This window comes from Streptomyces sp. WG7, assembly GCF_049975785.1.
Lineage (GTDB): Bacteria > Actinomycetota > Actinomycetes > Streptomycetales > Streptomycetaceae > Streptomyces.
Genome location: NZ_JBNGGE010000033.1, coordinates 81,635 through 94,122, shown reverse-complemented (window position 1 = coordinate 94,122; position 12,488 = coordinate 81,635). Strand labels below are relative to the sequence as shown.

Here is a 12,488-nt window from a genome sequence, read left to right as displayed (position 1 = left end):
TCTGATACGGAGCCCATGGAGTTCTCCACGCCATACTACACTCTTTCGCTACACGACGCTCTTCCGTTCTCTCGGCCAGCTGGGCGCGGTCGTGCTCCGCACCCGCCCGCGCCGCGGAGAGCGGCACGACCGCGGCACCGCCCCGGGTGACGGCGGGGTGGCGGCGGGCGATCGCCGACAGCCCCTGGCCGGGTCCGGCCTCCACCAGCAGGAACGGTCCGGGTCCCAGCGGGCCGCCCGTACCGAGGAGATGACCGAGCGCCGCGCCGAAGTGCACCGGCCGGGAGGGCTGCATGGCCCAGAACCGCGGGTCGCGCACGAGGGGTTCGCCCAGCTCCCGCCCGGTGTACCCGGACACCACCGGGGTGTGCGGCAGGCGCAGGGAGATCCGCCGGTAGGCGGGTACGGTCGCCGCGCAGGCGTCCGCCACCGAGGGGCTGTGGAACCCGGTGGTGGCCTTGGCCGGCATCCAGGGCGTGCCGTCCTCGGTGAGCCGGTCGGTGACCTCGCCCAGGTCCGGGTCGGGGCCGGCCAGCATGACCTGGGTGGGCGCGTTCACGGCGGCCACCACGACCCGGGGGGTGAGCCGCCCGGCGACCTGGGCCGCGCTCGCCGCCACCGCGACCATGCCGCCGGGCGGCGCCCCGGCCAGGGACTCCACCCGCGCGGCGAGTACGTCCACGGCGTCGTCCAGGCTCATGATCCCGGCGAGCACGGCGGCCGCGTACTCACCGGCGCTGTGCCCCAGGTATGCGGCCGGCCGCACCCCCCACGAGGCGAGCAGCGTGCCCAGCGCCACGTCCAGGCCGAACAGCAGGGGCTGCGCGCGCCGCACGTCGTCCAGCGGGACGGCCGGATTGTCGCCGAGCCAGTCCGCCCTGACCCGGGCACCCTCCTCGCCGAGCCGCCCGAGAACCTCGTCCAGCACCCGGGTGAACACCGGCTCGGTTCCGTACAGCCCGCGCAGCATGCCCGGGTACTGCGAGCCCTGGCCCGGCAGCAGCACGACCACCGGCGGGCCGGCGGACTCCCGTTCCGTGACGGCGCTCACCGGACCTCGCCCCCGCGGGTCTCCACGGTCGCCGGGGTCGCTGCGTCGGTGGCTGTCATCGCCATAGGTCCCTTCTCTCTGCGGAGTGCGCGGTGCGGAGCGCGCCGATGACGGAGCGCTCCGCTCAGGAGGGTCGCGGCAGCGGATAGCGCTGAGGTGGAGAAGCCCTGGAGAACCGGCCCCGGCGGCGGGCTGCTGTCCGTTGCCCGTCCCGCTGTCCGTCCCGCTGTCCGTCCCGTTCAGCAACCGCTGCCGGGCTCGCGGTACGGCTCCGGGTCGGTGACCCAGCCCGCCGCGAGGACCGGGCGCGTGTGCCGGTGCACGGTGAGAAAGCGTCCGTCACCCGCATACCGCCCCCGTCCGACGCGCGCTTAGCATGCGCTCTGTGACCGGCCGGCCGCCCGTCGGGCCCGGCCCCGAACCCCCAGTCCCGCGGCGCGTTCGCGTCATCGCCCGAAACAGGAGCACGGTACACGTGTCCACACCGCCGCCGCCCGACCCCCAAGGGCCCCATCCCCAGGGCCAGTTCCCGCCGGGACAGCACCCGCAGGGGTCGTACCAGCCGCAAGGGCCGTACCACGGGCCGTACCCGCAGCAGGGGCCGTACCCGCCGCACCAGCCCTACCCGGGCGCCTGGGGGCAGCCCTTCGGGACCCACCCCCGGCAGCCACCCGTCAACGGTGTCGCCATAGCCGCGTTCGTGCTGGGCGTGTTCTGCTTGGTGCCGGCGGTCGGGCTCGTGCTGGGGCTGATCGCGCTGGCCCGGATCAGGAAGCGGGGCGAGCGGGGCAAGGGGTTCGCCGTGGCCGGTTCCGTGCTGTCCTCCGTGGGGCTGGCCCTGTGGGTGGTGTTCCTCTCCACGGGCGCCGCCGGCGACTTCTGGGACGGCTTGCGGGACGCCGCGAGGGGCGGGGGCACGGCGCACGCGCTCTCGACGGGCCAGTGCTTCACCACCCCCAGCGGTTCCCTGCAGGGGGTGACGTACGACATCGACGAGGTGCCCTGCGAGGAGGAGCACGACGGTGAGGTGTTCGCCTCCTTCGAGCTGCCGGGCGGAGCCTTCCCCGGCGAGGGGGAGGTCGCCCGCGCCGCCGACGAGCGGTGCTACGCCCTCCAGGACACCTACGCCATGGATCGATGGGCCCTGCCGGCCGACGTGGACGTGTACCACCTGACACCGACCTCGCAGAGCTGGCGCACGGGCGACCGGGAGATCACCTGCCTGTTCGGGAACACGGACGAGCGGGGCACGCTGACCGGTTCGCTGCGCAACGACGCCACGCGGCTCGACCCGGACCAGCACGCCTACCTGGCGGCGGAGCTCCAGCTCCACCTCGCCATGGACGAGATGCCGGTGGCGGAGACCGTCGAGGAGGACCTCGCGGCATACCGGTCCTGGGCGGCGCGGATGTCGACGGCGCTCGACCGGGAGACCGGGATGCTGCGCGGGCACAGCTGGCCCGCCGCCGCCGAGCGGCCGGTCGCCGGCCTGGTCGCGGATCTGGAGGCGGCACAGCGGGAATGGGACCGGGCGGCCGAGGCCGCCGACGCCGACACGTACTACGAGCACCTCGACAACGGCTTCGGACTCGTCGAGGCCGAGTCGACGGTCACCGCCCGCAAGGCTCTGGGGCTGGACACGACCCCGCCGGTGTACGAGGAGGACGGCGGCGGTGCCGGGGAGGCGCCCGGCCGGGAGGTGTGACGACGGCCGTGGAGGGGAGAAAACGCCTGCGTAAAGCCTTCCCACACATAAGTCATCACATTGAGTGATTCTCTGGCCTTTGCTTGCCTGGCACAACCTGCGGTTGCCACGCTGTCGCTGTCTGTACAACCTGATGGGAGCGGCCAGTGACTTTCGGTGAGCAGCCGGCTTATCTGCGTGTCGCGGGCGATCTCCGCAAGAAGATCACCGACGGCCTGCTGCCGCCCCACACCCGCCTCCCGTCCCAGGCGCGGATCCGCGAGGAGTACGGCGTCTCGGACACCGTCGCCCTGGAGGCGCGCAAGGTGCTGATGGCCGAGGGGCTGGTCGAGGGCCGCTCCGGCTCCGGGACGTACGTCCGCGAACGGCCCGTGCCCCGGCGCATCGCCCGCTCCGGCTTCCGGCCGGCCGGCGGCGCCACCCCCTTCCGGCAGGAGCAGGCCGACGGCGAGGTGCGCGGCACGTGGGAGTCGCGCAGTGAGCAGGCCGAGGCGAGCGGCGCCGTCGCCGAGCGGCTCGGGATCAAGCCCGGGGACCGTGTGATGTGCACGCGGTACGTCTTCCGGGAGGGCGGCGAGGCCATGATGCTCTCCACCTCCTGGGAGCCGCTGGACCTCACCGGCCGCACACCGGTGATGCTGCCGGAGGAGGGGCCGCTCGGCGGTATGGGCGTCGTGGAGCGGATGGCCGCCATCGACGTCGTCGTCGACAACGTCACCGAGGAGGTCGGCGCCCGCCCCGGCCTCGCCGAGGAACTGCTCGCCCTGGGCGGCGTCCCGGGGCACGTGGTCCTGGACATCCAGCGCACGTTCTACGCCTCGGGGCGGGCGGTCGAGACCGCCGACGTGGTCGTCCCCGCCGACCGGTACCGGGCGGCGTACCACCTGCCCGTCAAGTAGCGGCGCTGCTACGGGAGTTCATGCCTCCCCGGTGGTGTGAGATGGCGCACGCCCTCAGTGCGCCTCTCGCGCCCCTTTCCCGTGCTCGCACCGGTGTCCGCTCCCCGCGCCGTCGTGCGCGCGGGCATCGGAATCCGGTCGTTCCCGCAGGTCGCCCCCACGTTCCCGGCATGCCTCCGACCAGAAGCACCGGCCTGCGGAGGCGGCGCGTTCCGCATCGTGCGCCCCTGCCGTTCTGGCTGGTTGCGTACCTCTTTGTGCAAAGCCGTGTTCGCTGCGTAAAGGTTAGGCGTAGGCTCCGGCATATGCGGACTGGGGTTTCCTTGGCGGGCGGGGCACGGCGCGGGCCGTGGACGGGAAGTGGAGGGGCGCGATGAACGACGGCACGGTCACTCTTCCCTGGCTGGTCTTCCGGCAGGACGACAACGGCAATCGCTACCGAGTGGGCAGGTACGCGACCCGGGCCGAGGCCCAGCGGATCGCGGACACCCTCGACGGACGCGGCCACAAGCAGCTCTACTGGATCGAGAAGCTCGGCGCGAACGGAACCGGCGCGGCGGACTGACCGCACCGGCGGGACCGGCCGGCGCCACCCGCGTAGGCTCCGGCGCATGACGGAACGGATCGTGGTGGGTGCCGCACTGGTCGACGGCGGGCGCCTGCTCGCCGCGCGCCGCAGCGCACCGGCCGAACTGGCCGGACGGTGGGAGCTGCCCGGCGGCAAGGTGGAGACGGGCGAGACGCCCGAGGCGGCCCTCGTGCGCGAACTGCGCGAGGAGCTGGGCGTGACGGCCGAACCCGGTGAGCGCGTCCCGGGGCAGTGGCCGCTGAGGACCCCGTTCGTCCTGCACGTGTGGACCGCACGTCTGCTCCCCGGCTCCGCCGCCCCCGAACCCCTCGAGGACCACGACGCCCTGCGCTGGCTCGCTCCCGACGAGATCTGGGACGTGCCCTGGCTCGACCAGGACGTGCCGGCCGTCGAGCGGGCGCTCGCCCACCTGGGACTGGAGGCGACGGACGCACGCGGCGCGTGAGCCGGACGGCGCGAGCGCCCCGTACGCCGTTGGTGCCACAGTGCGCCCTCCCTCGCGATACCCGGCCCCCCATATCGGGTATGGGCCCATTAACCCCACGAAATCGGACATGGGTGGGGGTGTCGGCCGGGGAAGTGATCGGCGTGATCGACAGCGAAGGCGGCTGTGCCGAATGGGTCTTCCCCGCGGCGCCGGACGCCGTGCGGACCGCCCGCTCCCTGGTCCGCCGCACGCTGCGCGGCTGGGGCCTCGACAGCCTCGGCGACATCGCCGCCCTGCTGGTCAGCGAGTTGGTCACCAACGCCCTCCGGCACGCGACCGGCCCCATCGGCGTCCGCCTGGTGCGCCGCCCCGCCGGGCCGGACGGCGTCCTGCTGGTGGAGGTCTCCGACCCGCTCCCGGACCCGCCGCGCGAGCGCGTCGCCCGCCCCGGCGACGAGGGCGGCCGGGGCCTGCAACTGGTGGCCTCCTCCGCGAGCCGCTGGGGGACCCGGCCCGGAGAGGTGGGCAAGACGGTGTGGTTCGAACTCGCGGTACCGGAAGGACCGGGCGGCTGGTGACACAGCGTTCCCGCCGTGCTGAAATGTCCTGACATCGGACCCCGTCCCGCCGGTCAACCGGTTCAGGCCAGTGGCAGTTGTCGAACTACGTGATTCGATGCCGTGTCCGCTGGTTAGAAGACTGGAAGTGTTGTCACGGTCCGGACCGAAAACCATCGGGACCGTGCTGTGATCGTGAACACCGTGTCGTGCGGCGCCGTAGTGCTGGATACTGCGGGCAGCCGCTCCCGGTGACCGGTGCCGGACGCGGTGAGCTGGAGGGGACGGTTCGCGTGAGCGAGATACCAGCGAGGGCCTCGGGGCCCGAGGGCCCGTCGGACGGCGCGTCCGGCGGCGCGCCGTTCGGTGACGCGGTGTGGCAGAGCAGCCCGCCCGGCTCCATCTACGACTACATCAAGGTCGCGTCCTTCTCCATCGGCCCCGACGGGCTCGTCGACCAGTGGAGCCTGCGCGCGGAGCAGCTGCTCGGCATCCGGGCCGAACACGCCGTGGGCACCGACCCCATCGAGGCCTTCGTCGACCCGGACCTGCGCGAGCGGGGCCAGCGCAAGATGGCCGAGATCCTCGACGGACGGGAATGGACCGGCGTGGTCCCCTTCCGCGTGCCGGACGACGGCGCCGAAGGCGGGCACCACCGGCGCGGACAGCGCGGGCTCGCCGAGGTCTACGTCATGCCGACCCGCACGGAGGACGGGGAGAAGGCCGCCGTCTGCATCGTCGTCGACGTCCGCGTCCTGCGCAGCATCGAGACCGACCTCGCCGCCTCGCAGGCCATATTCGGCCAGTCTCCGTTCGGTTTCCTGCTCATCGACCCCGAGCTGCGGGTGCGCCGAGCCAACCAGCGGTTCGCCTCCGTCTTCGGCGGCACGCCCGACGACCACCGCGGCAAGGGCGTCCACGACTACCTGCCGCGCGCCGAGGGCGACCGGGTCTCCGCGACCCTGCGCCGGGTGCTGGAGACCGGCGAATCCATCACCGACATGCACGTCACCGGCTTCGCACCGGGCACCGAGGAACGCCGCCACTGGTCCGTCAACCTCTACCGCGTGCACAGCGGTTCCGGCCGCCCCATCGGCGTCGCCTGGCTCGGCACCGACATCACCGCCCGCCGCGAGGCCGCCCGCGAGGCCGCCGCCGCCCGGCGCAACCTCGCCCTCCTCAACGAGGCGGGCGCCCGCATCGGCAACTCCCTCGACCTGGAGACCACCGCCCGCGAACTCCTCGACGTCGTCGTCCCCGGCTTCTGCGACCTGGCCACCGTCGACCTCTACCAGGGCCTGCTGGTGGGCGACGAGACCCCGCCGGGCCTCGCCGACGGCAGCGCGGAGCTGCGCCGCGTCGCCTTCTCCAGCGCCGTCTCCGACGTGCCGTTCCACGGCACCGGCGAGCGGGTCAAGCTCGGCGCCGTCCACCACTACCCGTTCAACTCGCCCTGCGCCGACGCCCTGCGCACCGCCCGCCCGCGCACTGTCCCCGCCGAGGACGGCGGCCTCGTGCAGTCCACGCTCGCCGTGCCGATGGTCGCCCACGACACGGTCGTCGGACTCGCGCAGTTCGCCCGGACCAAGGGCAGCGAACCGTTCGGGGACCGCGACCGCGACCTCGCCGTGGAACTGGCCGCGCGGGCCGCCGTCTGCATCGACAACGCCCGCCTCTACCGGCGCGAGCACGAGCGCGCGCTGATACTGCAGCGCTCCCTGCTCCCGCCCGGCGACCCCGAGGCATCCGGCCTCGACATCGCCTGCCGCTACCTGCCCGGCAACGCGGCCACCGGCCGGCCCAGCGAGGTCGGCGGCGACTGGTTCGACGTCATCCAGTTGCCCGGACACCGCACCGCGTTGGTCGTCGGCGACGTCATGGGCCGCGGCCTGCGCGCCGCCGTCGCGATGGGCGAGCTCCGCACGGCCGTCCGCACCCTGGCCGGGCTCGACATCGAACCGGCCGAGGTGCTCTCCCAGCTGGACGAGATCGCCCGCGGCCTCGGCGCCCCCGGAGGCGTCCAGCAGGCGACCCGGGCCGCCCGCCGCCCCCGCGAGGCGGACCTCTCCGAGGTCTACCTGGCGACCTGCGTCTACGCCGTCTACGACGCGGTGACCAGGCGCTGCACCTTCGCCAACGCGGGCCACCTGCCCCCCGTACTGGTCGAGCCAGGCGAGCCCGCGCTGATGCTGGACGTGCCGCCGGGCCTGCCGCTCGGCGTCGGCGGGGAGCCCTTCGAGGAGGTGCAGGTCGAGCTGCCCGAAGGCTCCCTGCTCGCCCTCTACACGGACGGCCTGGTCGAAAGCCGCGACCACCCCCTCGACGAGGGCCTCCACGCCTTCGTGGGGGCGCTCACCGACCCGCCCGCCCCGTCGCCCGGCCGCCCCTCCGCGACGACCGCGCCGCGCGCCGGCACCCACCGGGACCTGGAGGACGTCTGCGACCAGGTCCTCAGCACCCTCGACAGCCACCACGCCGAGGACGACATCGCCCTGCTGATGGCCCGCGTCCAGGGCCTGCCCAGCGAGTCCGTCGGCGACTGGACCCTGCCGCGCGAGCCGCGCAGCGTCGGCCGGGCCCGCGAGCTGGCCCGCGCCCGGCTGCTCGACTGGGACCTGGAACCGCTGGTCGACACGACGGAACTCCTCGTCAGCGAACTGGTCACCAACGCCCTGAGGTACGGCGAGGGCGAGATCAGACTCCGCCTCCTGCTCGACCGCACCCTGGTCTGCGAGGTCTGGGACTCCGGTCTGGTCCAGCCCCGCCGGCGCCGCGCCCGCGACACCGACGAGGGCGGCCGCGGCCTGCAACTGGTGGGCCTGCTCAGCGCCGCCTGGGGCTCGCGCCGCACGCCGCGCGGCAAGACGGTCTGGTTCGAACTGCCCCTGCCGGGCGCCGACACCCAGCTGACGGACCCCGCGGAGGCCCTGCTCAGCCTGTTCTGACGGGCGCCCCGGCGTCACCTCCCGGGGCGGCCCGGTGTCGTACGGGTCCGGGCCCGCCGGACCCGGCGCACCCGGCCGTATCCGGCCAGCAGCAGGGCCGCCCCCGCGGTGACCAGGGGCGGCACCAGATCGGCGGACATCACGGCGCCGCGCTCCCGACCGCAACCGGAACACCGCTTCGAGTCGTCCGCGCCGGCAACACCGGCAACACCGGCCACGCCCGGTCCCGGCTGACGCATGGCATCACCTTCGGAGCCTACGAGCACGAACGAGCCACCGCGACCGGGGACGGTCGACAGGGAGGGGAACGCCGTGGACCACACGGAGCCGCATACGGACCCGGACACGGACCCGACATCCACGGACCCGACGACCACCGGCCCGCCGGCCGCCGACGGCGGGGACACCCCACCGGGACGGCGGATGGACGGGAAACGCCGACTGGAACGCGGCCCGGAACATCCTGCACCTGTACCGGACCGGCCACGTCTTCGTGGAGGTCCCGGCCGCCGGAAGACGCGGTCGCAGGGCGGGCAGGACTGTCCGTCGCCGTCGCCGTCGCCGTCGCCGTCACCGCCGCCGTCCGCGGCGTCCGCCTCGGCCTCTCCCGGACGGACGCCGACCGGGAGCTCTTCGGTGTCGCCCCGTACATCGACTTCGCGGTGACGGAGACGAACCGGAAGGAGTACCGGGAGGACTGGGTCCGCTAGGACGACCGGCGCCTGATCTTCGACCCCAGCCACACCAGCGGGTCGTACTTGCGGTCCACGGCCCGTTCCTTCAACGGGATCAGCGCGTTGTCGGTGATCCTGATGCCTTCGGGGCAGACCTCCGTGCAGCACTTGGTGATGTTGCAGTAGCCGAGGCCGTGCTCGTCCTGGGCCGTGCGACCGCGGTCCAGGCCGGTGTCGCCGGCCGCGTCCAGCGGGTGCATGTCCAGTTCGGCGACGCGCATCAGGAACCGCGGGCCCGCGAAGGCCGGCTTGTTCTCCTCGTGGTCACGGACGACATGGCAGGTGTCCTGGCACAGGAAGCACTCGATGCACTTGCGGAACTCCTGCGAGCGGTCCACGTCCTCCTGCGTCATCCGGTACTCGCCGGGGCCGAGGTCGGAGGGCGGGACGAAGGCCGGGATCTCGCGCGCCTTGGTGTAGTTGAAGCCGACGTCCGTCACCAGGTCGCGGATGACCGGGAAGGCCCGCAGGGGCGTGACGGTGATCGTCTCCTCGCGGGTGAAGACGGACATCCGGGTCATGCACAGCAGCCGCGGACGCCCGTTGATCTCCGCCGAGCACGAACCGCACTTGCCCGCCTTGCAGTTCCAGCGCACGGCGAGATCGGGCGCCTGGGTGGCCTGGAGGCGGTGGATGATGTCGAGGACCACCTCGCCGTCGTTCACCTCGACACGGAAGGCCTCCAGCCCACCGCCCTCCACGTCGCCGCGCCACACCCTGAAGCGGGCCTCGTAGCCGCTCATTCGGACAGCTCCTCTTCCGCGAGGTACTTGGCCAGCTCGTCCTTCTCGAAGAGGGCGAGCAGGTCGGGACGGACGGGCTCGGTCCGCTCGCGGGTGAGCGCGATCCGGCCGCGCGCCGGGTCGGTGGCCGCGAGGCTCCCCGTGGGATCGGTCAGGGCGCACAGCAGGTTGACGCCGCGCCAGGCGCGGTCCATCGCCGCGTGGTCCTCGCGGGTGTGTCCGCCGCGCGATTCGGTGCGCTCCAGAGCCGACCGCGCCACGCACTCGCTGACCAGCAGCATGTTGCGCAGGTCCAGGGCGAGGTGCCAGCCCGGGTTGAACTGCCGGTGCCCCTCCACGCCGGCCCGGCGGGCCCGTAGCCGCAGCTCCGCGAGCTTCTCCAGGGCCTGTTTCATCTCCGGCTCGCGGCGGATGATGCCGACCAGGTCGTTCATCGTCTGCTGGAGCTCCTGGTGGAGGGTGTACGGGTTCTCCGGCGGGCCGTCGGCGGGCTGCCCGTCCTCCGCCTCGGCGGAGAACGGCCGCAGCGCCTCCGCGGCGGCGGCGTCGACCTGCGCGTCGTCCACCCGGGGCCGCGCTCCGGACGCCCGCTTCGCCGCGTACTCGGCGGCGTGCCAGCCCGCCCGCCGGCCGAACACCAGCAGGTCGGACAGCGAGTTGCCGCCGAGCCGGTTGGAGCCGTGCATGCCCCCGGCCACCTCACCGGCCGCGAACAGCCCCGGTACCCGCCGCGCGGCGGCCGTGTCGGAGTCGACGGCGATGCCGCCCATCACGTAGTGGCAGGTGGGCCCGACCTCCATCGGCTCGGCCGTGATGTCGACGTCGGCCAGCTCCTTGAACTGGTGGTACATGGAGGGCAGCCGGCGCTTGATCGCCTCGGCGGGCATCCGGGTCGAGACGTCGAGGAAGACACCGCCGTGCGGGGAGCCCCGGCCCTCCTTCACCTCGGCGTTGATCGCGCGCGCGACCTCGTCCCGGGGGAGGAGTTCGGGCGGCCGCCGGTTGTGGTCCGGGTCGTCGTACCAGCGGTCGGCCTCCTCCTCCGTCACCGCGTACTTGTCCTTGAAGACGTCGGGCACGTAGTCGAACATGAACCGCTTGCCGTCCGAGTTCCTGAGCACCCCGCCGTCGCCGCGCACCGACTCCGTGACGAGGATGCCTTTCACCGACGGGGGCCAGACCATGCCCGTCGGGTGGAACTGCACGAACTCCATGTTCAGCAGCGGCGCCCCGGCCAGCAGCGCCAGGGCGTGGCCGTCCCCGGTGTACTCCCACGAGTTCGACGTCACCTTGAAGGACTTGCCGATGCCGCCGGTGGCGATCACCACCGCGGGCGCCTCCAGCACGAAGAACCGGCCGGTCTCCCGCTCGTAGCCGAAGACGCCCGAGACCCTCCCCCGGCCTTCGGCCGGGGGGACCCCCACCCCGCTGCGCTCGCCCTCCTTGAGCACCCGGGTGACCGTGCACTCCTGGAAGACCCTGAGGCGGGACTCGTAGTCGCCGGTCTCCGCGAAGTCCTCCTGCTGGAGCGAGACGATCTTCTGCTGGAGGGTGCGGATCAGCTCCAGGCCCGTGCGGTCGCCGACGTGCGCGAGGCGCGGGTACTCGTGGCCGCCGAAGTTGCGCTGGGAGATCCGGCCGTCCTGCGTACGGTCGAACAGCGCGCCCCACGTTTCCAGCTCCCACACCCGCTGCGGGGCCTCCTGGGCGTGCAGTTCGGCCATCCGCCACTGGTTGAGGAACTTCCCGCCGCGCATGGTGTCGCGGAAGTGGACCTGCCAGTTGTCGCCGGAGTTGGCGTTGCCCATGGCGGCCGCGATGCCGCCCTCGGCCATCACGGTGTGCGCCTTGCCGAACAGCGACTTGCAGATCACGGCCGTACGGGCGCCCCGCTCGCGGGCCTCGATCGCGGCGCGCAGCCCGGCGCCGCCCGCGCCCACCACGACGACGTCCCATTCCTGCCGGTCGACCACGGACATCAGAAGAACCTCGGATCGTCGAAGGCACCGGAAGCGACGAGATAGACGTAGAAGTCGGCGAGCGCCACGCTCACCAGCGACGCCCAGGCGAGCTGCATGTGCCGGGCGTTGAGCCTGCCGACCAGCTGCCACGCCCGGTAGCGCACGGGGTGCCGGGAGAAGTGCTTGAGCTTGCCGCCGACGATGTGCCGACAGGAGTGGCAGGAGAGGGTGTACGCCCAGATCAGCGCGATGTTGGCGAGGAAGACCAGGGTGCCCAGCCCCATGTGGCCCCACCCGTAGTCCTCGTCGCGGAAGGCGAGCACGGTGTCGTAGGTGAGGATGAGCGCGACCAGGAGCGCGGCGTAGAAGAAGTACCGGTGGAGGTTCTGCAGGATGAGCGGGAAGCGGGTCTCGCCGGTGTACTTCTTGTGCGGCTCGGCCACCGCGCAGGCCGGCGGGGACGCCCAGAAGGCCCGGTAGTAGGCCTTGCGGTAGTAGTAGCAGGTCAGGCGGAAGCCGAGCGGGAAGATCAGGATGATGATCGCGGGGGAGATGCCCCACCAGCTGCCGAACAGCTCCCAGTTCGGCCCGCCGCGCATCGGCTCGCAGTTCTCCGCCAGACAGGGGGAGTAGAAGGGCGAGACGTAGGGGGCCGCGTAGTAGTCCGTGTTGGCGAAGGCCCGCCAGGTCGAGTAGACCACGAAGGCCAGCAGGCCGGCGGCGGTGGCGGCCGGCGCCGGCCACCAGCGGTCGGTGCGCAGGTGCGGGGCGCGGATGGCGGCGCGCGTCGGGGTGTGGACGCCGGCGCCTCGGGGGTGGGGTTCGGTGGCTGGTCGTTCCGTACCAGTGGCCACTGGGCGACTCCGGTCGGTCGGGT

11 protein-coding genes and 1 pseudogene are annotated in these 12,488 nt (G+C 73.0%); 7 read left to right on the top strand and 5 right to left on the bottom strand.

What is annotated here, in order from left to right; genetic code table 11:
* A partial coding sequence (locus ACP4J0_RS27465) for an acyltransferase domain-containing protein (RefSeq protein WP_426601400.1) occupies positions 1 to 1,051 on the bottom strand: 1,051 nt, incomplete at its 3' end.
* A gap of 475 nt (positions 1,052 to 1,526) precedes the next feature.
* On the opposite strand from ACP4J0_RS27465, the gene ACP4J0_RS27460 reads away from it, so the two are divergent.
* The 6 genes from ACP4J0_RS27460 to ACP4J0_RS27435 all read left to right on the top strand — a co-directional run bounded on the left by ACP4J0_RS27460 (position 1,527) and on the right by ACP4J0_RS27435 (position 8,173).
* Entirely contained in the window at positions 1,527 to 2,756 is a 1,230-nt protein-coding gene (locus ACP4J0_RS27460; protein WP_426601399.1) for a DUF4190 domain-containing protein, read from the top strand.
* A 146-nt stretch (positions 2,757 to 2,902) separates the two neighbouring features.
* Positions 2,903 to 3,655, top strand: coding sequence for a GntR family transcriptional regulator (locus ACP4J0_RS27455; RefSeq protein ID WP_426601398.1), 753 nt, complete (start codon positions 2,903 to 2,905; stop codon positions 3,653 to 3,655).
* A gap of 373 nt (positions 3,656 to 4,028) precedes the next feature.
* Positions 4,029 to 4,220 (top strand): SPOR domain-containing protein, encoded by a 192-nt coding sequence (locus ACP4J0_RS27450; protein WP_426601397.1) that lies wholly within the window; start codon positions 4,029 to 4,031, stop codon positions 4,218 to 4,220.
* Between the two features lie 46 nt (positions 4,221 to 4,266).
* Positions 4,267 to 4,689, top strand: a complete 423-nt coding sequence (locus ACP4J0_RS27445) for a (deoxy)nucleoside triphosphate pyrophosphohydrolase (protein WP_426601396.1) — start codon at positions 4,267 to 4,269, stop codon at positions 4,687 to 4,689.
* Between the two features lie 80 nt (positions 4,690 to 4,769).
* Positions 4,770 to 5,249: an ATP-binding protein gene (locus ACP4J0_RS27440; protein ID WP_426601395.1), complete on the top strand. Its 480-nt coding sequence runs from the start codon at positions 4,770 to 4,772 to the stop codon at positions 5,247 to 5,249.
* Between the two features lie 272 nt (positions 5,250 to 5,521).
* Positions 5,522 to 8,173, top strand: a complete 2,652-nt coding sequence (locus tag ACP4J0_RS27435; RefSeq protein ID WP_426601394.1) for a SpoIIE family protein phosphatase — start codon at positions 5,522 to 5,524, stop codon at positions 8,171 to 8,173.
* A 14-nt stretch (positions 8,174 to 8,187) separates the two neighbouring features.
* Here ACP4J0_RS27435 and ACP4J0_RS27430 read toward each other — a convergent pair whose 3' ends face one another.
* On the bottom strand, positions 8,188 to 8,313 hold the full coding sequence (locus tag ACP4J0_RS27430) for a hypothetical protein (protein WP_426601393.1): 126 nt from the start codon (positions 8,311 to 8,313) through the stop codon (positions 8,188 to 8,190).
* A 275-nt stretch (positions 8,314 to 8,588) separates the two neighbouring features.
* Between ACP4J0_RS27430 and ACP4J0_RS27425 the strand changes: the two are divergent.
* A pseudogene (locus ACP4J0_RS27425) lies at positions 8,589 to 8,720 on the top strand (RNA-guided endonuclease TnpB family protein); the annotation flags it as partial.
* Between the two features lie 159 nt (positions 8,721 to 8,879).
* On the opposite strand, the gene ACP4J0_RS27420 reads toward ACP4J0_RS27425, so the two are convergent.
* From ACP4J0_RS27420 to ACP4J0_RS27410, 3 genes are read right to left on the bottom strand one after another with little or no spacing between them, the layout of a single operon-like run.
* Positions 8,880 to 9,650, bottom strand: coding sequence for a succinate dehydrogenase/fumarate reductase iron-sulfur subunit (locus tag ACP4J0_RS27420; RefSeq protein ID WP_426601392.1), 771 nt, complete (start codon positions 9,648 to 9,650; stop codon positions 8,880 to 8,882).
* A complete protein-coding gene (locus ACP4J0_RS27415) occupies positions 9,647 to 11,629 on the bottom strand; it encodes a fumarate reductase/succinate dehydrogenase flavoprotein subunit (RefSeq protein ID WP_426601391.1) in 1,983 nt (660 codons plus the stop codon). The genes ACP4J0_RS27420 and ACP4J0_RS27415 overlap by 4 nt, the downstream gene beginning before the upstream one ends.
* Entirely contained in the window at positions 11,629 to 12,465 is an 837-nt protein-coding gene (locus ACP4J0_RS27410) for a hypothetical protein (RefSeq protein ID WP_426601390.1), read from the bottom strand. The genes ACP4J0_RS27415 and ACP4J0_RS27410 overlap by 1 nt, the downstream gene beginning before the upstream one ends.
* Between the last annotated feature and the right edge of the window lie 23 nt (positions 12,466 to 12,488).